Raw genomic sequence first — 21,204 nt, 5'->3', positions numbered from 1 at the left:
CCTCTCAGGCCTGGGCCGGCTCGCCCCAGAACGTGTTGATGTTGGCGCCCAGCTTGTTGAGGCGTTGGGGAAGGTCCTCGTAGCCGCGGTTGATGACGTAGACGTCCATCAGGGTGGTGGTGCCACGGGCCGCGAGCGCCGCGAGCAGGAGGCAGACGGCGGGGCGCAGCGCCGGCGGTGACTCGATACGACGGCCGCGCCACCGCGTCGGACCGATGATCAGCAGGCGGTGGGCATCCATCAACTGGATGTTCGCGCCGAACTCGGAGAGCTTCTTCAAGTGGATCGCCCGGTTGTCGTAGACCCAGTCGTAGATGACGCTCTGCCCGGAGGCCGTGGCACAGATGACCGCGAAGAACGGCAGGTTGTCGATGTTGAGGCCGGGGAACGGCATGGGGTGGATCTTGTCCAACGGCGCCGTCAGGTCTGACGGGATGACCGTGACGTCGACGAGGCGGGTCTGACCGTTGCGGCTGCGGTACTCGGCAGAGCGCTGGAGAACCTGACCCATCTCGCCCAGAACGGCGAACTCCACCTCGAGGAACTCGATGGGGCAGCGGCGCACGGTGATCTCGGAGCGGGTCACGATGCCGGCGGTGAGCAGGCTCATGGCCTCGATGGGGTCTTCGGAGATGTGATACTCGACGTCGGCCTCGATGCGGTCCACACCGGTGATGGTCAGCGTGGTGGTGCCGATGCCGTCGATAGGCACGCCCAGCATCTGCAGGTAGAAGCAGAGGTCCTGCACCATGTAGTTGCCGGAGGCGTTGCGCAGCGTGGTGACGCCGGGAGTTCGGGCGGCCGCCATGATGGCGTTCTCCGTCACGGTGTCGCCGCGCTCGATGAGCGTGATGCTGCGGTGCTCCTCTGTCCTGTCGCCGATGGTGGCGTGGTAGTGCCCTTCCGTCGCCTCGACGGTGAGCCCCATCCGGCCGAGCGCCGACAGGTGGGGGTGCACGGTGCGCGCCCCGAGGTCGCAGCCCCCGGAGAAGGGGAGGCGGAACTCGTCGAACTCGTGCATCAGCGGCCCGAGCAGCATCAGGATGGAGCGGGTGCGGCGGGCGGCGCGGGAATCGATGGTCTCAGGGGTGAGCTGGGCGGGCCGCTTGATCTCAAGGTCGTTGTCGCCGATCCAGGTCAGCTCAAGGCCGATCGAGGTCAGCACCTCGGAGATCCTGTCCACCTCCTCGATGCGCGCGATGCCCCGCAACACCGTGCGTCCGTGGTTGAGGAGGCTGGCGCAGAGGATGGCCATCGCTGCGTTCTTGGAGGTGCGCACGTCGATCTCGCCAGACAGCTTGTGGCCGCCCTCGATCTCGAAGTTGACCGTGCCCTCGGTCACGGTCTGGATCAGTGGCATCTCCAGGGCTTCCGCGAGGCGTCCGATCATGCTCAGCGAGAGGTTCTGCTGCCCGTTCTCGATGCGGTGTACGGCGCTCTGGACGGTGCCCAGTTCGTCAGCCAGCTTCTGCTGGGACCAGCCCCGCGACGATCTGGCGTCGCGGATCATCCGGCCGATGGACTCACTAGTAGCTGCACTCATCAACACAGGTTATCTCATCGATGAGATAATCGGGGTATCGCGAGGATGGTTTGGTGTCACGAGGAGATCAAAGAGCACTAGAGTGGCACCCATGAGCTCTGAATTCGACGTCGTTGTCCTCGGCGCTGGACCAGGTGGTTATGTCGCCGCCATCCGCGCCGCCCAGCTCGGCCTGAAGGTCGGCATCATCGAGAAGCGATACTGGGGCGGGGTCTGCCTCAACGTCGGATGCATCCCGACGAAGTCGCTGCTGCGCAACGCTGAGCTGGCGCACATCTTCAACCACGAGGCAGATGTTTACGGCATCGAGGGCCAGGTCACGTTCAACTACGGCAAGGCGTTCTCGCGCAGCCGCGCGGTCTCGGAGCGGATGACCAAGGGCATCCACTTCCTGATGAAGAAGAACAAGATCACCGAGATCGACGGCTGGGGCACCTTCACGGACGCCAACACCATCGAGGTCGAGAAGGACGGCGGGGAGAAGCAGACCGTCTCCTTCAAGAACTGCATCATCGCCGCGGGTGCCGTCACCCGCCTGCTGCCCGGCACCCAGCTCTCCGCGAACGTCGTGACCTACGAGGAGCAGATCCTCGCAGACTCGCTGCCCGGCTCGATCATCGTCGGTGGTTCCGGAGCCATCGGCACCGAGTTCGCCTACGTGCTGAGCCAGTACGGCGTCGATGTCACCATCGTCGAATACCTGGATCGCATGGTCCCGACGGAGGACGCGGAGATCTCCGCGGAACTGGCCAAGGCCTACAAGAAGCTCGGGATCAAGGTGCTGACCTCCACCAAGGTCGAGGGCATCGAGGACACCGGCTCCGGCGTGCGCGTGACGGTCAGCCCGGCCAAGGGCGGCGACCAGCAGGTGCTGGAGGCTGACCGCTTCCTCTCCGCGATCGGGTTCGCCCCCCGCACAGAGGGCTACGGCCTCGAGAAGACCGGCGTCGAGCTCACCGAGCGCGGCGCCATCGCCATCGACGACTTCATGACCACCAACGTGCCGCACATCTACGCCATCGGTGACTGCACCGCCAAGATGATGCTCGCCCACGCCGCCGAGGCCCAGGGCATCGTCGCCGCCGAGCAGATCGCCGGCGAGCACCCGCACCCGATCAACTACGAGATGATCCCGCGCGCCACCTACTGCCAGCCGCAGATCGCCTCCTTCGGCTACTCGGAGCAGCAGGCCAAGGACAAGGGCTATGACGTCAAGGTCGCCAAGTTCCCCTTCGCCGCCAACGGCAAGGCCTGGGGCCTGGGCGACGCCACCGGCTTCGTCAAGATCGTCGCGGACGCCACCTATGGAGAGATCCTCGGCGCCCACATGATCGGCCCCGATGTCACGGAACTGCTCCCGGAGCTCACCCTGGCCCAGGCGTACGACCTCACTGCCGAGGAGATTGCCCACAACATCCACGCGCACCCCACCCTGTCGGAGGCCATGAAGGAGGCGGCCCACGGCATCGCGGGTCAGATGATCAACTTCTGAGAGCGCTCAGGCTGCAGCGAAACCCCACGCCACCCCGGTGCCGTGGGGTTTCGCCTTTCTCCGGCTGGGCCGGGCTAGGCTCGAGGCATCATGAGGGAGGGTCGGGAGATGACTGGATCGCCGGGATTTCGCGTCGACGGTGAGGTGGCCGTCGTCACCGGGTCGTCGAAGGGGATCGGCCAAGCGGTCGCCGTCGCTCTGGCGGAGGCCGGTGCCCGAGTCGCGGTGACGGCGCGTCAGGAGGAGTCCCTTGCGGAGACGGTCGCGTTGATCGAGGCCGCTGGGGGAGTGGCGCTGGCGGTGGCCTGGGATGTGCGTGATCCGGATCGAGCAGCCCAGGCAGTCGCGGAGATCGAGGCGAAACTCGGGCCGCTCACGCTCGCGGTCAACAACGCCGGCATCGCAGGGCCCACACCGGCCCTGGACATCACGCCCGAGTTCTGGCGCTCTGTCCAAGGGACCAACCTGGACGGGCTGTTCTGGTGTTGCCAGGCAGAAGGCCGGGCGATGATCGCCAACGGGCGCGGCGCGATCGTCAACATCGCCTCGATCTCCGCCACCATAGCGAATCGGGACCACGATCAGGCCGCGTACAACACGGCGAAGGCCGGGGTGGTGCACCTGTCGAAGTCGTTGGCCGTCGAGTGGGTGCGCAACGGGATCAGGGTCAACGTGGTCAGCCCCGGCTACACCGCCACACCGATGAACTCTCCGGAGCGCGTAGGCGACCTCCTGCCAATATGGCGTGACTCCACGCCCATGGGACGACTGGCCGAACCCCGCGAGATCGCCCTGCCCGTCTTGTTCCTGCTCAGCCCTGCCGCAAGCTACATCACTGGTGCAGATCTGTTGGTCGACGGCGGCTACTGCTGCTGGTGACGGTGGATCAGACGGTGAACAGAGGATCGCCGACAGCCACGTCGGCCCCGACCGCCGCGCCCGTCACCGAATCCGGTGCGTGGTCCATGACGGCGACGACCACCGTCGTGGAGACTCCTGGCTGATCGATGTCATCCGGGTTCCAGGCGACAATGGGCGTGCCCGCGCTGACGGAGTCGCCTCTGGATGCGAGCACCTCGAAGCCGTCGCCTTGGAGTTGCACGGTGTTGATCCCGATGTGCACGAGGATGCCGACGCTGTCGTCGACCATCAGGATGAACGCATGGGGGTCGACCTTCAGCAGCCGTCCGTCGGCAGGAGCAAGGATCTGCGCGGGACCGGCCAGCGGCTCAATTCCCACACCGGGACCGACGATCTGCTCACTGAAGACAGGGTCATCTACGTCGCGCATCGCGATCACATGGCCGGCACATGGCGCCAGAATCTGCATGGAAACTCCTCAGTTTCACATCATCTTCTCACGCAACTCCTTGGGCGGTCCGACGGCCCCGGCATCTCGTGCAGGCGGCAGCCCAACCGTATGACCGATAAGCAACATTATGTCACTACACGGAACGACCGCCCGGTACGACCCCCCATCATCGTCGTCCGATCACTCAACGTGAGCACAAGGAGAAAAGCTCTCGGACGTGACCGTTCGCTCCGTCTACTTTCGCGGTACGGCACAACCCGGCCAACGTCGGACGGGAGCAGCTGCCGCCGTCACACCGCGACTGGTGTTGGAGATTCCTTGTCACATTCAGTTCGATTAGCGAGAACCGTGCCAGCAGTACTGCTGGCATGGGCCATGGCGATCACGTTCGCCATCAGCAGCACGGCGAACGCCGAGGCCGCCGTCACCCATACCCGCACTCTGGCTCCCCTCCCAGCCGGCAACAACGTCATCACCCAGGTGGGCACCAACCGCGGCCGCGGAATGATGCGCGAATCGCTCGGCATCTCCGTGAGTTCCGGTGCCGTCGTCGAAGCACGCGTCACCAACGGTGTGGGCGACGTCACCATCGCGCTCACCACAGACGATCACCAGCAGGACGTCCAACTGACCTTGCCCGTGGACGGAACGTGGCTGCCGCTCACGGCCAAGAAGGACAGCGCCGTCTTCGCACGCTCGAAGCAATGGGCCACCGCGCCGCAGATTGAATACCGCGTCGCGACGGGGACCGAGCACGTCATGCCCGAGTTCCGACTCAACAACTCTCAAGCGACCTTCGTCCAGCAGTGGGCCGGCGGCACCTCGCCCTTCGCGCTCATCGTTGACCAGGCGTTCACGATGCTGATCCCCCGCGTGGATCTGCCCAAGATGCAGGACCTCTCGTGGTCGGACTACACCGACCTGAATCACGTCATCCAGAGCTACCGCCACCTGCTCGGCACCTACAACGGTTGGCTCGGCATCGACGACGCGCACAGCAACCCCGTGCACCACGACCTCCCGCAGGCGTACTTCATCCGCCCGGACATCAACGGCCCGGGCCTTGCCTACTACGGTCCCAACAACGCCATCGGCACGAACAACAACTCGGTGAGCTATTACCTGCAGGGCCCCGGCTCGTGGCTGATTCTCCATGAAGTCGGCCACGGCTACGACGGCATGATGACCGGGTCGAACGGTCCCCTGGACATGCAGTTGGGCGAGGTGTGGAACAACGTGTACGCCTACCAATACCAGGCGCACGTGCTCGGCCATACGAGTAACTGGCTGTACAACAGCGGCCGCGCGGCAGACCAGAAGGTGTTGGACGACGCACGCCGTAGCACCAACGGCCAGAACTTCGGCGCCATCAACGTGCGGCTCCGTCTCGACGTGCTGGCGCGAATCGCGGAACTCACCGGCGCAGACGGATTCAGCGGCTTCAACCGCTCCCTCCGCGAGTTGCGCGCAAACCCCTCCTTCACCGGATGGCCGAGCCGCACCGACCTGATCGCGGAGCACTGGGGAGCCAAGCAGGGCTATGACCTCCTCCCCTGGTTGGCCCAGTTCGGACTCCCGGTCAGCCCTAGGGTCGAGACAGCGATTCGTGACCACGCGCAACTGCCGTCGGTCCTGCCTCTGGGCGATTACTTCACCGACTACGCGATGGCGACGGCAGCGGCGAACACGTTGGGGCTGGCCTCCCCAGGCCAGCTCGTCTCCACCCTCGACCTCCAGACGCTGAGCTACGCAGGTAGCCTCAAGGCCCAGGCGAGCATCGGCGACCCGAACCGGATCAAGGGCCGTAGCGCCACGCTCTGGGCCGGTTCCCGGCTTGTCGGCCAGGCGGCGTTCGTCAATGGTGTGGCTGACTTCGGACAACTGCCGATCGGCACCTACACCCTGCGATTCCCGCAGGACTCCGCCACCGGGACGGTCCCCCAGCGTCAGAGCGTCAAGGTGAGCCAAGGCGGTAACACCGTTGCGTCTGTCGCGTACCCGGCAACGGCAGCGCGCAGCGCCGTCAACGCGACGCAGCTCAGCCTGCTGGGACTGGGCGACGGCAACTTCGCCAATGTCGTGCACGACCCCGCCACCGCCACCTTCACCGTCAACGATGGGCTCGGGGCACCCCACTCGTACTTCACGGACGAATACGCCCGCATCACGGTGACATCCGGCACGACCACGCTGTTCGACCGCAGCTTCATCGGCAACGCCGGCCGCAGCGGCATGGCTCGCTCCACCACGGTCCCGGCCGCTGCTGGAAACATCGTCACCATCAAGCACCGCGAACACAACAGGCTGACTGAGACCGACGCCAACACGGGCGCGGCCAAGCCGAGCCTCAACGCGACGGCGATGACCACGCAGTATCAGGTCACCGACCACGGCTTGATCAAGGTGGGCGGCACGGGCAATGTCCAAGCGGAGTTTGCCGCCGCGCTCGGGGTTGCCTTGAGCGACCTCCGCGACACCGCCGACGCGAAGCCCGGCACGCGACTCGACGTCGTCGCCTCCCAGCTGCGCAACGCGATCAACCAGGTGGCCGACGCCAACCAACGCACCGCGCTGCTCGGCAGCTACGGCGCGCTTCTCGACGGACTCACTCGGCCCGCCACCGTGTCGGCCGCCCAACTGACGTTGACCAGTGCGCTGGCATCCCAACCGGGGCAAGAGAGCTCACATCTCTTCGACGGTGATCTCACGACCGCGTTCCACTCGCCGTGGAACACGGCCGTGACACTCCCCTACAACATCGACGTGTCTCTGGGAGCGGCGCCTATCGAGTTGAGCTCGCTGGTGCTCACCCCGCACACCGGGGGCGGTTCCGGCGCAGCCAACGGCCGACCTGGTCAATACCGGGTGCTGATCGGCAACGACGCATCCTCCCTGGTGGAGGTGGCCACGGGCACCTGGGCCAATGATGCCAACACCAAGCTGGTCTCCCTGCAGGGGCAGGCCAAGTTCGTGCGGCTGCAGATCCTCAGCACATATGGGGCTCCCGCCAACACCTACGTCGCGGCTCGGGAGTTGCAGATCTTCGGCCGAGCGCCTGGGTCCCTCACGGTCACGATGGCTCGCACCGACAACATCGCCACGCCCACCGTCGGGAATGTGCTGACGTTCCGCGTCACGTACCGCAACAACACGGGGTCGGCGCTCACAGCCTTCCCGCGCTCCAGCAATCTCGCCGGGGGATTGACCACAGGCACTCCGAACTGTCGTTACTCCAACCTCGCAGCCGGTGCGACGCAGGCGTGCACGACCGCGAAGTACACGGTGACCGAAGCGGATGTCGCCACCGGTCTCTTCCGGCCCGCCCTGGTGTTTGACGCCACCGCGGATTCGGCTGGGACCAGCGTGCTTCAAGCGGCTTTCGTCGCCACGCTACCCGCCGTGGAGGTCGGCTGATGTGAAATGGCGCCCGGCGCCCTCGGTGGAGGCTCAACGCCACAGCGAGGACGCCGGGCGCCTTCGTCTGGCGACGCTGCTTCGCCGCTTTCCCCTTGACGGCCCGTGCCCTTGGGTAGCGTGGGGCATCTGCACCCCCAGCGTGCCGAACAGAGAAGGAGCACTGACATGTTCAACTACGAAGAGATCCTCGACGACCTCCCCATGGATCAGATCGCGCACCAGGTGGGAGAACCGCGCGCCGAGGTGGAGAACGCCGTGCGCAACGCCCTGCCGGCCCTCCTCATGGGCCTCGGTGCGAACGCGCAGGACCCCGCCGGCGAGGCATCCCTGGCCCGGGCGCTGCAGGACCACGATCCCGCGTTGCTGCGCGGTGGCGTCAATCTCTCGCAGGTGGACACCGCTGAGGGCGCCAAGATCAGCCACAACATCTTCGGTCGCAACGAAGAGGCGGTAGTGAATCAGCTCGGCGGGCTGGGCGGCGGCAGCGGCCTCATCCAGAAGCTCATCCCGATCCTCGCCCCCATCGTCATGTCCTGGCTCGCCGGCAAGTTCATGGGCCGTGACGAGCGCCAGGGCCAGCCGGAAGCGACACCCACAGGACGTGGCGGTGGCGGTCTCGGCGACATCCTCGGTCAGGTGTTGGGCGGCGGCCGAGGCGAGCAGGCTCCCCCGCCGTCGACCCCGCAGACCGATCCGCAGTTCCGGGCACCCGCGCCGACGAACACCCCCGGTGCACCCACCATGCCGTTCCCGGACGAGGACGAAAACCCGCTCCCGCAAACGCAGCAGACCAACCAGCCCAGCGGCGGCGGCCTCGGTGGCGGTGTGCTCGGGCAGATTCTGGGAGACCTGCTGGGTGGCGGGCGCCGCTGAAAGGGATCACCTCAGGACCTCCGTGGCCGGCCTCGCGCTCCCCCTCCTCGCGCGGGGCCGACGGTCGGCCGGGAGCAGTCTCTTGCTGTTCGGAGATCCCGCCCCAACCTGACGGAGGGTGCGGGGTTACGCTGGTCTGGTCGTCCATGAGGAGGCATCGTGAGCCAGAATCAGTATGATTCGGACGAATCCTACGACCCTTACACCCGGCCCCCGGCGACCCCGTCACCCCAGGCCGATGAGGCGTTCCTGCGCAGCTTCGGTCGGACGCCACCACCGGCTCCGCCGAGGACCCCGAACGCCACCTACTCGCCTCCCCGCGGGTACCGCGGCGACACCCCGGGTGCGCATGATCTCTACGAGCCGCCGATGGCCTATCCCCTGGTGCCCAGACAGGGCTACCTCCCGGCCCGGCTACCGGCCCAGCTGGAGCAGAACATGCTCCTCAACTACTGGCTCTCAGCTCTGTTCGGAATCGTGCCTGCCCTGATCTTCTTCGTGGTGGACAAGGGGAAGCACCCGTTGCAGGACGAGCACGTCAAGGAAATCCTCAACTTCGCCATCACCCGCTCGCTGGCGTCTCTGTTGGCGTTCATCCCGGTGATCGGCTGGTTCATCGCGGCGGGATACTTCGTGCTGGCGATCCTCGGCGCGCTGCAGGGCACCGCCGCCTACCGCCAGGGCCGGACCTACCGCTACCCCGCCACCATCCGCTTCCTGACCTGAGGCCTTACTCCTCGAACGGCGCCGGGTCTCCGGCGCCCACCCGGGCGACCTCCGGCACATCGCCGGTCATGTCGATCACCGTGGTGGGTTCGACGCCGCAGTCACCGCTGTCGATCACCGCTTCCACCTGGTGGTCCAGCAGTTCCTTGATCGCCCACCCGTCGGTCTGCGCCTCCTCATGGCCGGGCAGCAGGAGGGTCGAGGACAAGAGGGGCGCACCGTAGGTGGCCAGCAGATCCAGCGTGGTGCGATGATCGGGGATGCGGACGCCGACGGTGCGCTTCTTGGGATGCATCATCATCTTGGGCACTTCCCGGGTGGCCTGCAGGATGAACGTGTACGGCCCGGGCGTGGCCGCCTTCACGGCCCGGAACACCCGGTTGTCCATCTGCACGTACTCACCCAGCTTGGCGAACTCGTCGACGACGAGCGTGAAGTGGTGCTTGTCATCCAGGTTGCGGATGCGCCTGATGCGCTCGATGCCCTCCGCGTTGCCGAGGGCGCATCCGAGCGCGAAACAGGAGTCCGTGGGGTAGACGATCAGCCCACCGTCGGCCAGGATCCGGGCAGCCTGCGCGAGAGTGCGCGGCTGGGGGTTGTCAGGATGCACATCGAAGTACTGAGCCATTGATCCAGGCTACCCACGGGCCAGGAGTTCATGGCTGATCCTGGCAACTTCATCGCCTGTCAGCGCAAGGTCCATGGCGGCTGCCGAATCCGCGATGGTCTCCGGCCGTGAGGAGCCGGGGATGGGGATGAGGTGCTCGTCGAGCGCCAGCATCCAGGCCAGTAGGGCCTGCTGGGGGCTCACGCCGTGTGCCTCGCCCGTCTCCGCGAGGACCGGGTAGTTCTCGCCCACCTTCGCGGCAGGTCCGCCCGTGCCACCCAGGGGCGAGAACGGCAGGAAGGCGATGTCGCGGGCGGAGCAGTAGTCGAGTTCCTGCTTGCTTGTGTGGTTGAAGCGAGGCGAGAACTCGTTCTGGACGGCGGCGAGCCCACCGTCGCCCAGCACTTCGAGGGCGATGGCGATCTCCTCGACATTGGCGTTGGAGATGCCCACCTCCGCCACCAGGCCCTCGCGCTTGAACTGGGCGAAGGCCTCCACCTCGGCGGCGTACGTGATGCTGCGGTCCGGCCGGTGGAGGTAGTAGAGGTCGAGCCGGCTGACGCCGAGGTTCTCGAGCGACGCTTCGAGCCGGCTGCGCAGATAGTCGGCGGAGCCGTTGCGGCCCCACTTCTCTCCCTCGGCGCGGGTGATCCCGGCCTTCGTCGCGACCACCACCTCCGAGGTGTCGCCGCTGTAGGTGCGCAGGGCCTCGGCGATGAGCTGCTCGTTGTGGCCCATCTTGTCCCACGACGGTGCGTAGATGTCGGCCGTGTCGATCAGGGTGATCCCGGCGTCCAGGGCTGCGTGGACCATCGCGATCCCCCTGTCGCGCGGTGCGCCCTCGAACGAGGCCGGCATTCCGCCCAGGCCGATGGGTGAAACGGAGAACTGTCCAATGCGTCGTTGCTGAGCTGCCATGTCTCTGATGCTACTTGCCCCGGAGCGGGTCGACCGGGGAAGCACGTTCAGCTGTCACCGAAATCGTGCCCGGGATGAACGGCAGCGAGATGTCGGCCAACTCGACGGCGCAGGTGATGGACACCAGGACCGACGCCTGGCTCCCGAGCGCCCTCGCGACCCCGGACGCGTCGGTGTCCACAGCCGTGTGCCGGCACGCCACGTTGCGCTGCAGCAGAGCCCGTTCGACGGCGGAGCGGGCCTCCCGCTGGGCGGCGGGCACGCTCCGCTCCAACGATGCTGCCCTCGCTCCGGCAGCCGCGGCGGCGCCGACGTGCTGTTCCGCCAGCACCCCCCGCGCCAGCGTCAGCAGCAGGCCGATGAACAGCACCAGCGCAGGCAGCACGACGGCGGCCTCGACCGAGACCGCGAGGCCCCGCTCCCCACGGATCACGACTGCGTCACCCGCTCCGTCGTCACGACGACCGTCCGGCTGATGTCCCGTGGCCACACCACGACGACCGCCCGTCCGGTCACCGTGGCCGTGGTCAGCCGGGCGCCGCGGGTGACCTCCGCAGCAATACCAGTCAGGGAGCCGTTGGAGGCGGCCTGCAGGGCGGCGGCTCGCCCCTCCCCCGCCGTCGCGCCCTCCACTGCTGCGACGGAGGCGCCCTGCTGCGCTGCGGCGATGGCGCTGCCCTCCGCCCACGACACCATCGCCCACTGGAGCAGGGCGAGGAACAGGCCGAGACCAACAGGTAACAGCAGGGCGGCCTGCACGGAGTTGCTCAGCCCACGCTCGTCTCGATGTCGCCCCATGCCGCCATCCTGCCAACGGGAGGGGTCACGTTCCGGGTCCGCGAACGGCCTGTGGATAAGGCCCCCATGAGGAGCCTCATTCGACGGTGCAATAGGCTGGCCTGTGACGCGCTACGCGTCGCACCACACATGAAAGGACACTCATGGTCAAGAAGGTAGCCATCCTCACGGCCGGCGGCTTCGCTCCCTGCCTTTCCTCGGCGATCGGCGGACTCATCGAGCGCTACACCGAGGTCGCGCCGGAGGTTGACATCATTGCCTACCGCCACGGGTACCAGGGCCTCCTCCAAGGCGACTTCCTTGTCGTCGACGACACCGTCCGCAAGAACGCCGCTCTCCTGCACAAGTTCGGCGGCTCCCCCGTCGGCAACTCCCGCGTCAAGCTGACCAACGCCAAGGACCTCGTCAAGCGCGGCCTTGTCGAAGAGGGCGCCAACCCGCTCCAGGTGGCCGCTGACCGCCTCGTCGCCGACGGCGTGGAGGTGCTGCACACCATCGGTGGCGACGACACCAACACCACCGCCGCAGACCTGGCCGCCTACCTGGCCGAGCACGACTACGGCCTGACGGTCGTGGGCCTGCCCAAGACCATCGACAACGACGTCATCCCGATCCGTCAGTCGCTGGGTGCCTGGACCGCGGCCGAGCAGGGCTCGATCTTCGCGCAGAACGTCGTGGCTGAACACAACTCCGGCTCGCGCATGCTGATCGTGCACGAGGTCATGGGCCGCCACTGCGGTTGGCTGACCGCCGCCACCGCGCAGAAGTACCGCGAATGGCTGAACGAGCAGGAGTGGCTGCCCGAGATCGGCCTCTCGAAGGACGCGTGGGACGTGCACGGCGTGTACGTGCCGGAGGGCGAGATCAACATCGCCAAGGAGTCTGAGCGCCTCAACAAGATCATGGATGAGGTCGGCAACGTGACCATCTTCCTGTCTGAAGGTGCCGGCCTCGACTCGATCGTCGCCGAGATGGAAGCGGCCGGCGAAGAGGTGCCGCGGGACCCCTTCGGCCACGTCCGCCTCAACGACGTGAACCCCGGCGCCTGGTTCGCCGACCAGTTCGCCAAGAAGCTCAACGCCGAGAAGGTGCTGATCCAGAAGTCCGGCTACTTCAGCCGCTCCGCCGCTGCCAACGACGCAGACCTGGCGCTCATCAAGCAGTGCACGGATCTGGCGGTGGACAAGGCCCTCGCCGGCGAGCCCGGCGTCATCGGCCACGACGAGGAGAACGGCGACGTGCTCTCCGCCATCGCGTTCGACCGCATCAAGGGCGGCAAGGCCTTCGACATCAACCAGGACTGGTACAAGGAGATGCTGGGAGCCATCGGCCAGGAGTTCCCCGCTCCGGCCCAGGCCCACTGAGCACATCCATACCCGCCCACTCGTCCTGAACGGACGCTGAGGGCACAGACCGGCCGCCCGTCAGGGCGGCCGGTTTCTGGTTCTCAGCGGCGCAACACGAAGCGCACGAGGCCGACGAGCAGCGCGCCGATGCCCAGGCCGGTGGCGGCGCCGACGCCGTACCCGATCCCCAGGTTGGCCTTCATCCCGCGGGCCGCGACGTCCTGGCGGACGTAGGTGTCCGGGTCCGGTTCCGGAAGCGCAGCTGCGGCGCCGCGGAGATCGTCGAGGGGTTTGGTGGCCGCCCAGCGCTGGCTGGCCCGTCGCGCGGAGAGGACCGGCTCGACGTCGGTGTCGATGTCGATCTCGTTGGCCAGCCCGGAATGCTCATCTGCGTACTTGCGGGCGTTCTCGGCCTGCCAGACGTGATCGGTGCCCACCCACGCGGCGGTCATCAGGATGATGGTGGCCAAGAGGTTGAACACCAGCATCATCACGATGATGGGACCGAACACCCCGACAGCCGCGTTGCCGCCGAAGACACCCATGATGAGCCCAGCCACCGACTGCAGGATGGTCAGCAGCGTGGCGCCGATCAGCGTGCCGATGAGCCAGGCGCGGGGCCGCGCCGCCCTGCGCGGCATCACGATGAACAGGAACGCCATCAGCAGCCAGCTCACCACGAACGTCAGCCCGACGGTGATGAGTCGCCACAGGATGCCGATCCCCGGGACGTCCTCCCAGCCCAGCCAGCCGATGACCTGTTGGCTGAGCCCGTGGCCCACCTGGGACACGCCCACGCCGACGCCCATGGCGATGAGCAGGCCGACGAAGATCGCCAGATTGATGAGCAGCTCGACGAAGAAGTTGGACTTGACCGTGGCGTCGGAGAACTTGTCAGCCCACATGACGCGCACGGCGCGCTTGAGGTTGCCCACCCAGTTGGTTCCCGAGTAGGCGGCGGTCAGCAGGCCGATTCCGAAGATGCCGCGCCAGCCGGAGAGCGTCTCTGTGATGAACTCCCCGATGTCCTTGCCGACGCCCTCGTCACCGAGCTGTGCGGTGATGGCGTTCTGGACCTGTTCCAGGAGATCTGGGCGCAGCACAGTGAGCGTGAGGCCCAACATGGCGAAGGCGAACATGAGGATGGGCACCATGGACAGCACGGTGAAGTAGGTCACGGCGCCGGCGAACTGTGGACCCATCCGCTTGCCGTAGCGCTCGTTGGCCGCCATGGCATGGGCGACGACGGGCTTGCTGGTGATCTTCTCAATCCAGTCCTTCACACGAAGGACACTACCGGGAAGCGGTTGCTACGGGCAGACCCTTTGGGTCAGGCAGGTGCTCAGACGGCCCTGGTACGGCGGCGCATGGCCAGCTCGTCCGCCGGATGATCCTCGGTGGGCGCGTCGGAGATTCGCTCCCCGGGCAGTTCGGCGAGGGTGCCCTCGAGCTCGCGCCAGACGCTACTGACGGAGATCATGAACATGCCCTGGCCGCCGCGGGACAGGTCGAAGAGCTCGTTCGCGGACGTCACTTCGTAGACGCTGAAGCCGTCTGACACGAGGGTGAGTTCCGTCAGGTCGTCGACGCCGCGCTCACGCAGGTGCTCGATGGCCAACCGGATCTGCTGCAGGGAGATGCCCACGTCCAGGAACCGCTTCACCACGCGCAGGAGCAGGATGTCGCGGAAGGAGTAGAGGCGCTGGGTGCCGGAGCCCTCGGCGTTACGGATGGAGGGGACGACGAGCCCGGTGCGGGCCCAGTAGTCCAGCTGCCGATAGGTGATGCCGGCGACGCGGTGCGCGATGGGGCCCCGGTAGCCCGTGTCGCTGGGCACAGGGGCGAAATCGCCGTCAAAGAGCACTTCCTGCAGCGCTGCCTTCTTGGTCACGATTCCTCGCTTTGCTCACCGCGCCGGTGGTGGATCACCGACGACTCTTATGACGCTAACCGTCGCTCCGGCCGCGGGTCAACGACACGCCCAACACCGGTGATATTTGCACTGATGTGGTTCGACCTCAGCTTGAGGGTTGCGCGTCGTAGGTTCAGTGCTCGGGGTTCCCGTCGTCCTCGAAATCCTCAGGGGTGACTCGGTCCAGGAACGCCCGGAAGGCCTCCACCTCGTCTGTGGGCGCGGTGTCCACCTCGACGCCCACCCGGTCCATCAGGGCTCGCGGACACTCGATGCGCCAGCCGAGCCGGACGGCCACTGCCACCAGGTCGCTGGGCCGAGCGTCGATCTCGTGGCCGCCGGCATGCAGCGAGGCCTGGTACACCCCGTCGTCGACCGACTCGATCACGACGATGCCCTCGCCAGGTTCCAGGAGTTGGAGGACGGCGCCGAGCAGATCATGCGTCATGGGCCGCTCCGGCTGCTGGCCCTCCATGGCAACAGCGATGGCCGCCGCCTCAGGCGCGCCGATCCAGACAGGCAGGCAGCGGGTACCCCCCTCCTCCTGCAACAGCAGCACGGGCGGGTCCTCCGGAGAAATGATCCGGATGCCGAGCACTTCAAGGCCGATCATGGACACACATTAGCTCAGTGAATCTGCCCGTGAAGCAGCGCGGCGTGTGCCTGGAGCACTGATCTGTAGAGGTCGCGCACCACCTCAGGCGGCGGGCCCTGCCTGCGCCGGTACTGCTCGAGGATCTGCTCGACGAGGGCGGCCTCCATCGCGGCTGCCTGCTGCAACACCCGCATCTGGCGGAGGTCGACCCCGTAGTCTGCGAGCTTCTTGGCGGAGCGGGCCAGCGCCACAGCCTCTGGGCCGTACAGCTGGGAACCGCGCCGGGGCTGGATGATGCGCAGCCGCTCCAGCTGGATCAGCGCGGCCTCGCCGAGGCCGGACTCCGCGAGCACCTGGCGCCGGGCCATGAGCCCGACCCCCGTGCTGGGGGTCCGCCGCTGCCTCGGTTCCGACGACTCCTCCACCGGGTGGGCATCGTGGTCCGGCGGCTCTTCACCGCGGTCGATGGCCTCCAGTTCCTCACGGATCACCTTCAGCGGTAGGTAGCGGTCACGCTGCGCACGCAACACGTACAGCAGCCTGTCCACGTCCTGTTGGGAGAATCTGCGATAGCCGGACGGCTGTTGCCTGTCCGGTGAAATCAGTCCCTCTGTTTCGAGGTACCTCAGCTTGGATACGGAGATGTCAGGGAACTCGGGACGGATCATCTCCAGTACGACGCCGATGGTCCGCGCCGCTCCCGACATCAGCCCAGTCCGGGCTCACTCAGCGAGATCGTGGCCCGGTACTTTCCGATCTGGATCTCGTCACCTTCGCGCAGCACGGTGCGCCCGTCCAAGAGCGTGCGGTTGACGTAGGTGCCGTTGAGGCTCCCCAGGTCCTCCAGGTACAGCTTGCCGCCGCTGCGGACGAACTTCGCGTGGTGCCTTGAGACGGTGATGTCGTCGAGGAAGATGTCCGATTCCGGGTGGCGGCCGACATTGGTGATGTCCGAGTCGATGAGGAACCGGTTCGAGTTGCCCGGGCCACGGTTGACGATCAGCAGGGCGTTGCCGGCGGCCAGGGTCTTGGCCGCTTCCCGCTCCTGGTCTGTCAGCTGTACGGATTCAGTGGGTTCCTCAGCCGTGACCGGGAACATCGTGGTGGTGTCACCGGTGGGGTCAGTCAGCGAGGCGCCGCAATTGCTGCAGAACCTTGCCTCGACCGGGCTCTCAGATCCACAAGTGCGGCACTTCATCGGAGTCACTTCCTCGTCTCAGCGGGGTGGGCTCATTCCCCTGTCCAGGCCATTTGAAAGGCTACGTGAGGAAACTTATCACCCGTGGGCAAGCCTGTTAACGGGGGCGCGCGAACTGCGGCTCCGCAATTTCCACCACGGAGGAGATGTCGACGGCCTCCAGTTGCTCGATCGTGACCCTGCCGCCGACCCGTTCCCCCTCGATCTCACTCACCAGGCCGCCACGGAACCGTGCGCCGGCCTCCAGGGTGGCCGGGTCGCCGATCGCATCGATGACGTAGGGCTCAGCCAGGGCAACGCCGTCGGCCGTCACCGCCCCGGTCTCGTCCGCAGAGAAGTAGGAATTCATCACCAGCCGGACGGCGTCGTTCAGCTCGATCACCTCAGCACCGGCGTCGCGCAGCTCCTCGACGGCGTTGAGCAGCAGTTCGGCTGTGACGCGCTCGCCCGGGTCCTGGATCTCGATGCGGATGCCGGGACCTACTGCAGGGACCGTGCCGGCGATGATGCGGGCCTGCTCGAGACGCCGCGCGGCCTCCTCGCGCGCCGCCTGGTCGCGGTCTGCGCCGCTCAGCAGTTCCGTGCGCGAGCGCTCCAGTTCCCGCACCTGTTCCTCGAGGCGGCGGGTCTCACCGGTGACGTTGTCCAGGAGTTGGATGAGGTCTGCCTGCCGGACGTTGGCGAACTCCGGCTGGGTGGCCTGCGAGCGCAGCGTCAACACGACGATCAGCGCGGTCAGGAACAGCGCGAGCCCGACGACGAACTGGCCACGGCTGGGCCGGAAGAAGTCGCGCAGGAGACTGCGCTGGGTCTTAGCGGCGGCCCGACGCGGCTCCCGCGCCTCGTCCACCGGCACCTCTTCCACGGGCTCAGGCATGCAGGACCGCCCTCCGGATGGCTGCGGCATTCGTGAAGATGCGGATCCCGAGGACGACCACCACGCCGGTGGAGAGCTGGGACCCTACGCCGATCTGGTCGCCGACAAACACGATGAGGCCTGCGATCACGACGTTCGACAGGAAGGAAACGAGGAACACGCGGTCTGAGAAGATGCCCTCGAGATAGGCCCGGGTGGCGCCCAGGATGGCGTCGAAGGCCGCGACGATCGCGATGGGCAGGTAGGGGGCGAGCACCGGCGGCAGCGTGGGCTGGAGGACGACGCCGAGCACCACGCCGGCGATGAGTCCGAGAATCGCGTACATGGAATGTCCCCTACTTCTGTTTCGCGTAGCGCACCGTCATGCCGGGGTCAGCCGGAAGGGTGAGGTCGTCGTCGGCCTGGGTGATGGTCATGGACAGCCCGTAGTTCTGCACGATGAGGTGCCACCACGCTGCCCCGGTGGTTTCGTTGAATCTGGCCTGGAGCGTATCAGGATTGCCGATGACCTCCAGCCGGTACGGCGGGCTGAGGGACACGTAGTCAACCGTGATTGCGGCACCGGCGCTGCGGATGGGGGTGAGCACACTGAGCCGCCGGCCGTTGACGCTGATGGCCTCCGCCCCAGCCTGCCGCAGGCCGTTGACGAGGCGGGTGAGGTCGCCGTCGAGCACCATGCCCTGAGCGGAGGTGGCGTCATCTGCGTCGTCCACGGTCACGATGATGCCGGGGCCCGTGACGGACGAGGCGCCGGAGAGCCTGTCCAGGAGCAGGAGGAGGTCCCGTTCAGCGGGGTCTCCGAGGGCTTCGGCGCCTAGTTGGCGAACCTCGTCCTCGAGCTCCGAGGCGGTGTCGCCGAGGACGGCCTGCCGCTCCCGCGCGCCGGCCACTCGGTCGAGCAGTTCCTGGCGCTGCTCGGCCGCGCTGCCTGTGCTGCGGGTGGTCTGGAGGACGGCGACGGTGAGCAGGATCACCACGAGGGCCACCACCACGGCCAGGCGTGCCGGCCGGTTCCGGGGGGCGGTGGTGCTGCGGTACTCCGGCTCCAGCGCCTCTGCCTGCAGGTCTGTGAGCAGGCTCATGCTGGCATCGGGGCGACGCCTCACCGGGCCTCCCGCCCGAGCAGAATCGTCTCGCGCACATACAACGAACCCGCGGCCCAGTACGCGACGGCGCCGGCCCAGCCGAAGCTCCACCCCGTCCAGTGCGCCCAATCCCAGCCCAGGGACGAGCCTGCCCCCAGCAGGATCAGCGGGAAGGCGAGGAGCAGCAGCATGGTGCCGGCCTTCCCCACCCAGTTCACGGGCAGCGCAACCAGGCCGTGGCGCTTGAGCACCGGCACCAGGAGCGCCAACATCACGTCGCGGGCCACGAGCACGACCACGAAGTAGACGGGCACGATGTCGCGCACCAACAGCGCCACCAGGGCGGCGAGGATGTACAGCCGGTCTGCGACGGGGTCGAGCTTGGCCCCGAGCGGGCTGCGCTGCTTGAGGCGGCGGGCGAGGAAGCCGTCGAACCAGTCTGTGGCACCGAACGCGGCGAGCAGCGTGACGGCCGCGACATCCTGCCCGGAGATGATGAGCCAAGTGAACAGCGGGACGCCGAGGAGCCGGATGAAACTCAGCACGTTGGGCAGGGTGAGCACCGCGTCAGTGTCGAACTCCTGAGGAGGAACCAGCGATGCTTGCACATTGCCAGCCTAGGCCATCGCGCAGACAGGCCCGCGGGTTTTGCCGCGTCGCCTACCTGCCTGCGAGGGCACTGGAGTAGACGTCCTCGATCTGGGGGCCGACCACATCCCAGGAGAAGCGCCTCGCGGACTGCCAGGCCAAGACAGGGTCCGCCGGGGAGGCGAGGCGCGCGCGCAGCTGCGCCGACGCCGCGGCCAGGTCGTCGGGCGGGAAGAAGGACGCCACCGCGTCGTCATCGACGACGGCCCGGAAGGCGGGCAGGTCGCTGGCGACCACCGCGCAGCCCCGGGCCAACGCCTCGATCAGGATGATGCCGAAGGACTCCCCGAAGCGGTTGGGGGCCACGAGCACGCGAGCCTCGGCCAACCAACGGTTGCGTTCCTCGTCGCTGAGGGCGCCGAGTTCGCGGACCTGCGGCGCTCCCCCGGCGCCGGGGCCGATGGCCACAAAGGTCGCCTCGGGAACCAGACCGGCCAGTGCCGCGAAGGTGGGGTACCCCTTCCGCGGTTCGTCGAGCCGGCCGAGGAACAGCACCACGTCGCCCTGCTTCGCCGCCGGCGGCCCGGCCGGCACCTCCACCGCGTTGGGCACGACGACGGGAGCCGCGCCCGTGACGATGCGCGCCGTCTCTGCGGCCGCTTCCGACACCGCGACGCTCTGGCGGGGCGGCAGCAGTGCCGCGCGGAGCCGGAGCGGAACCGCGAGGAGGCCGGGCCGGAAGTGGGCGTGGTGGGTCACCACGAGCCTGTCCCGAGCCGACCGCGCCGCCGCGTAGGCGACTCCCGGCGTCAGCGGCTCGTGGACGTGGACCAGATCGGCGCCGTCGATCGCTGCGCGTGTCTCCATCGCCTGATCGGGCAGCACCCCCAGGTGCGCCACTGCGCCGTTGAACGGCAGGCTCACCGCCCTCCCCAGCAGGTGCACGTCGTCGCTCGACGGCCCCGTGCCCGGTGCCACCACGAAGGCCCGGTGGCCACGGCTCCTGAGCCAGGCCGCGAGCCCCAGCACGTGCGTCGCGACGCCGCCCGGCTGGTCCAGCGAGTACGGGCACACGAGCGCGACGCGGAGGCTCACACGAACACCTTGCGCAGCATCAGCCAGCTCTCCGGGTGTCGCCGCACGGCATCGGCGAAGACCTCCACGGCACCCGTCATCAGTTCCTCGGCGCTGTCGCCCCCGATGGGTTCCGAGACTTCCAGCCTGAGCCGGTCACCGTCGAAATACGTGGTGGTGACCCGGAGATCGGCCCCCGTGCGCCGCGCGAGGAGCGCCGGACCCGCGGGCACGCCCACGAGCGCGTCGGCCCCCGGCCACGGCACCTTGAGGCCCCGGGAGGAGAGGTCACGGTCAGCCAGCAGGCACACCAGCCTGCCGGCCTTCACGTCCTCGGCCAGCAGACGCATCACATCCGGCTGGTCGACGGGGTAGATGATCATGCCCATGCCGGCGCGGGCCTCGGCGAAACGCTCGTAGACCCCGTTGGGCAGGCGTTCGGCGACACTGACCACCTTGAGCCCGGCCCTGGCCGCCCAGGCACCGGCGAAGTCCCAGGAACCCATGTGGGGCAGCGCCACGACGAGCCCCGGACCTGCCACCGAATCCCGCAGCCTGGCCAGGTGGTCGTCGTCGATCGACACGACCCGGAGGATCTCCTCGTCGCTCCACCCCGCGAGGCTCAGTGACCACAGGTTGTTGCGGATCCAGTTGGTCAGCAGCCGAAGGCGTTGCCCGCTCGTCGGCCTGGCGCCGGTTGCGTGCTCCACCGAATCCGCCCACGCGTCGACGGCCGGCAGCCGCTTCAGCGAGACGAGTGGCGCGGCAAAGCGCGCGAAGGCGTCGCCGAGCCGCCGGGGCACCCGTCGGCCCACCGCCCAGACAGCTGAGCTGAGGTCCACG

23 protein-coding genes are annotated in these 21,204 nt (G+C 67.4%); 6 read left to right on the top strand and 17 right to left on the bottom strand.

Translation table 11 applies throughout. The annotated features are described in order from the left end of the window. Nucleotides 1-4: 4 nt before the first annotated feature. The gene (locus C3E87_RS02480) at nucleotides 5-1,543 is read right to left on the bottom strand and encodes a UDP-N-acetylglucosamine 1-carboxyvinyltransferase (protein ID WP_076059495.1); all 1,539 of its coding nucleotides are present in this window, start codon (nucleotides 1,541-1,543) and stop codon (nucleotides 5-7) included. 91 nt (nucleotides 1,544-1,634) lie between these two features. Here C3E87_RS02480 and lpdA point away from each other — a divergent pair, with 91 nt between their 5' ends. After that, nucleotides 1,635-3,035 (top strand): dihydrolipoyl dehydrogenase, encoded by a 1,401-nt coding sequence (lpdA, locus tag C3E87_RS02475; protein WP_076058853.1) that lies wholly within the window; start codon nucleotides 1,635-1,637, stop codon nucleotides 3,033-3,035. 108 nt (nucleotides 3,036-3,143) lie between these two features. After that, complete coding sequence (locus C3E87_RS02470; RefSeq protein WP_076058851.1) at nucleotides 3,144-3,914, top strand: SDR family oxidoreductase; 771 nt, start codon at nucleotides 3,144-3,146, stop codon at nucleotides 3,912-3,914. A 7-nt stretch (nucleotides 3,915-3,921) separates the two neighbouring features. Here C3E87_RS02470 and C3E87_RS02465 read toward each other — a convergent pair whose 3' ends face one another. Further along, a complete protein-coding gene (locus tag C3E87_RS02465; RefSeq protein WP_076058848.1) occupies nucleotides 3,922-4,365 on the bottom strand; it encodes a PTS glucose transporter subunit IIA in 444 nt (147 codons plus the stop codon). A 330-nt stretch (nucleotides 4,366-4,695) separates the two neighbouring features. Here C3E87_RS02465 and C3E87_RS14815 point away from each other — a divergent pair, with 330 nt between their 5' ends. From C3E87_RS14815 to C3E87_RS14810, 3 genes are all read left to right on the top strand, one after another. Next, entirely contained in the window at nucleotides 4,696-7,761 is a 3,066-nt protein-coding gene (locus C3E87_RS14815; protein ID WP_158069031.1) for a putative mucin/carbohydrate-binding domain-containing protein, read from the top strand. A 168-nt stretch (nucleotides 7,762-7,929) separates the two neighbouring features. After that, nucleotides 7,930-8,637 carry a DUF937 domain-containing protein gene (locus C3E87_RS02455; protein ID WP_076058843.1) on the top strand — a complete coding sequence of 236 codons (708 nt, stop codon included), beginning with the start codon at nucleotides 7,930-7,932 and terminating at the stop codon, nucleotides 8,635-8,637. Nucleotides 8,638-8,796: 159 nt separating this feature from the next. Continuing rightward, complete coding sequence (locus tag C3E87_RS14810; protein ID WP_143570858.1) at nucleotides 8,797-9,363, top strand: DUF4870 domain-containing protein; 567 nt, start codon at nucleotides 8,797-8,799, stop codon at nucleotides 9,361-9,363. Nucleotides 9,364-9,367: 4 nt separating this feature from the next. Here C3E87_RS14810 and C3E87_RS02445 read toward each other — a convergent pair whose 3' ends face one another. The 4 genes from C3E87_RS02445 to C3E87_RS02430 are packed head-to-tail and all read right to left on the bottom strand — an operon-like array spanning nucleotide 9,368 to nucleotide 11,686. After that, nucleotides 9,368-9,991: an L-threonylcarbamoyladenylate synthase gene (locus tag C3E87_RS02445; RefSeq protein ID WP_076058839.1), complete on the bottom strand. Its 624-nt coding sequence runs from the start codon at nucleotides 9,989-9,991 to the stop codon at nucleotides 9,368-9,370. Nucleotides 9,992-10,000: 9 nt separating this feature from the next. Next, nucleotides 10,001-10,888 carry an aldo/keto reductase gene (locus C3E87_RS02440; protein WP_076058836.1) on the bottom strand — a complete coding sequence of 296 codons (888 nt, stop codon included), beginning with the start codon at nucleotides 10,886-10,888 and terminating at the stop codon, nucleotides 10,001-10,003. Nucleotides 10,889-10,898: 10 nt separating this feature from the next. After that, entirely contained in the window at nucleotides 10,899-11,321 is a 423-nt protein-coding gene (locus C3E87_RS02435; protein ID WP_076058834.1) for a TadE/TadG family type IV pilus assembly protein, read from the bottom strand. Further along, nucleotides 11,318-11,686 carry a TadE/TadG family type IV pilus assembly protein gene (locus C3E87_RS02430; protein WP_076058832.1) on the bottom strand — a complete coding sequence of 123 codons (369 nt, stop codon included), beginning with the start codon at nucleotides 11,684-11,686 and terminating at the stop codon, nucleotides 11,318-11,320. The genes C3E87_RS02435 and C3E87_RS02430 overlap by 4 nt, the downstream gene beginning before the upstream one ends. 143 nt (nucleotides 11,687-11,829) lie before the next feature. Between C3E87_RS02430 and C3E87_RS02425 the strand changes: the two genes are divergently transcribed. Next, nucleotides 11,830-13,050 carry a pyrophosphate--fructose-6-phosphate 1-phosphotransferase gene (locus tag C3E87_RS02425; RefSeq protein WP_076058830.1) on the top strand — a complete coding sequence of 407 codons (1,221 nt, stop codon included), beginning with the start codon at nucleotides 11,830-11,832 and terminating at the stop codon, nucleotides 13,048-13,050. A gap of 83 nt (nucleotides 13,051-13,133) precedes the next feature. On the opposite strand, the gene C3E87_RS02420 is transcribed toward C3E87_RS02425, so the two are convergent. The 11 genes from C3E87_RS02420 to C3E87_RS02370 all read right to left on the bottom strand — a co-directional run bounded on the left by C3E87_RS02420 (nucleotide 13,134) and on the right by C3E87_RS02370 (nucleotide 21,203). Then, the gene (locus C3E87_RS02420) at nucleotides 13,134-14,315 is read right to left on the bottom strand and encodes a YihY/virulence factor BrkB family protein (RefSeq protein WP_076058828.1); all 1,182 of its coding nucleotides are present in this window, start codon (nucleotides 14,313-14,315) and stop codon (nucleotides 13,134-13,136) included. 59 nt (nucleotides 14,316-14,374) lie between these two features. Continuing rightward, nucleotides 14,375-14,923, bottom strand: coding sequence for a MerR family transcriptional regulator (locus C3E87_RS02415; protein WP_304442047.1), 549 nt, complete (start codon nucleotides 14,921-14,923; stop codon nucleotides 14,375-14,377). A 154-nt stretch (nucleotides 14,924-15,077) separates the two neighbouring features. Beyond that, the gene (locus C3E87_RS02410) at nucleotides 15,078-15,557 is read right to left on the bottom strand and encodes a bifunctional nuclease family protein (protein ID WP_076058823.1); all 480 of its coding nucleotides are present in this window, start codon (nucleotides 15,555-15,557) and stop codon (nucleotides 15,078-15,080) included. A 14-nt stretch (nucleotides 15,558-15,571) separates the two neighbouring features. After that, complete coding sequence (locus tag C3E87_RS02405; RefSeq protein WP_076058821.1) at nucleotides 15,572-16,246, bottom strand: MerR family transcriptional regulator; 675 nt, start codon at nucleotides 16,244-16,246, stop codon at nucleotides 15,572-15,574. Then, nucleotides 16,246-16,737 (bottom strand): FHA domain-containing protein, encoded by a 492-nt coding sequence (locus C3E87_RS14805; protein WP_076058819.1) that lies wholly within the window; start codon nucleotides 16,735-16,737, stop codon nucleotides 16,246-16,248. The genes C3E87_RS02405 and C3E87_RS14805 overlap by 1 nt, the downstream gene beginning before the upstream one ends. A 97-nt stretch (nucleotides 16,738-16,834) precedes the next feature. Next, nucleotides 16,835-17,614: a DUF881 domain-containing protein gene (locus C3E87_RS02395; RefSeq protein ID WP_158069030.1), complete on the bottom strand. Its 780-nt coding sequence runs from the start codon at nucleotides 17,612-17,614 to the stop codon at nucleotides 16,835-16,837. Next, nucleotides 17,607-17,939 carry a small basic family protein gene (locus tag C3E87_RS02390; protein WP_076058817.1) on the bottom strand — a complete coding sequence of 111 codons (333 nt, stop codon included), beginning with the start codon at nucleotides 17,937-17,939 and terminating at the stop codon, nucleotides 17,607-17,609. The genes C3E87_RS02395 and C3E87_RS02390 overlap by 8 nt, the downstream gene beginning before the upstream one ends. A 10-nt stretch (nucleotides 17,940-17,949) precedes the next feature. After that, complete coding sequence (locus C3E87_RS02385) at nucleotides 17,950-18,696, bottom strand: DUF881 domain-containing protein (protein WP_076058814.1); 747 nt, start codon at nucleotides 18,694-18,696, stop codon at nucleotides 17,950-17,952. Between the two features lie 20 nt (nucleotides 18,697-18,716). Further along, the gene (locus C3E87_RS02380) at nucleotides 18,717-19,307 is read right to left on the bottom strand and encodes a CDP-alcohol phosphatidyltransferase family protein (RefSeq protein ID WP_083665335.1); all 591 of its coding nucleotides are present in this window, start codon (nucleotides 19,305-19,307) and stop codon (nucleotides 18,717-18,719) included. Nucleotides 19,308-19,359: 52 nt separating this feature from the next. Continuing rightward, nucleotides 19,360-20,382 (bottom strand): glycosyltransferase family 4 protein, encoded by a 1,023-nt coding sequence (locus C3E87_RS02375; RefSeq protein ID WP_076058812.1) that lies wholly within the window; start codon nucleotides 20,380-20,382, stop codon nucleotides 19,360-19,362. Continuing rightward, nucleotides 20,379-21,203 (bottom strand): hypothetical protein, encoded by an 825-nt coding sequence (locus C3E87_RS02370; RefSeq protein WP_076058810.1) that lies wholly within the window; start codon nucleotides 21,201-21,203, stop codon nucleotides 20,379-20,381. The genes C3E87_RS02375 and C3E87_RS02370 overlap by 4 nt, the downstream gene beginning before the upstream one ends. Nucleotide 21,204 lies beyond the last annotated feature (1 nt).

Source organism: Tessaracoccus sp. ZS01 (assembly GCF_022342445.1).
Taxonomy (GTDB): Bacteria; Actinomycetota; Actinomycetes; order Propionibacteriales; family Propionibacteriaceae; genus Arachnia.
This window is presented reverse-complemented; position numbering and strand designations above follow the sequence as displayed.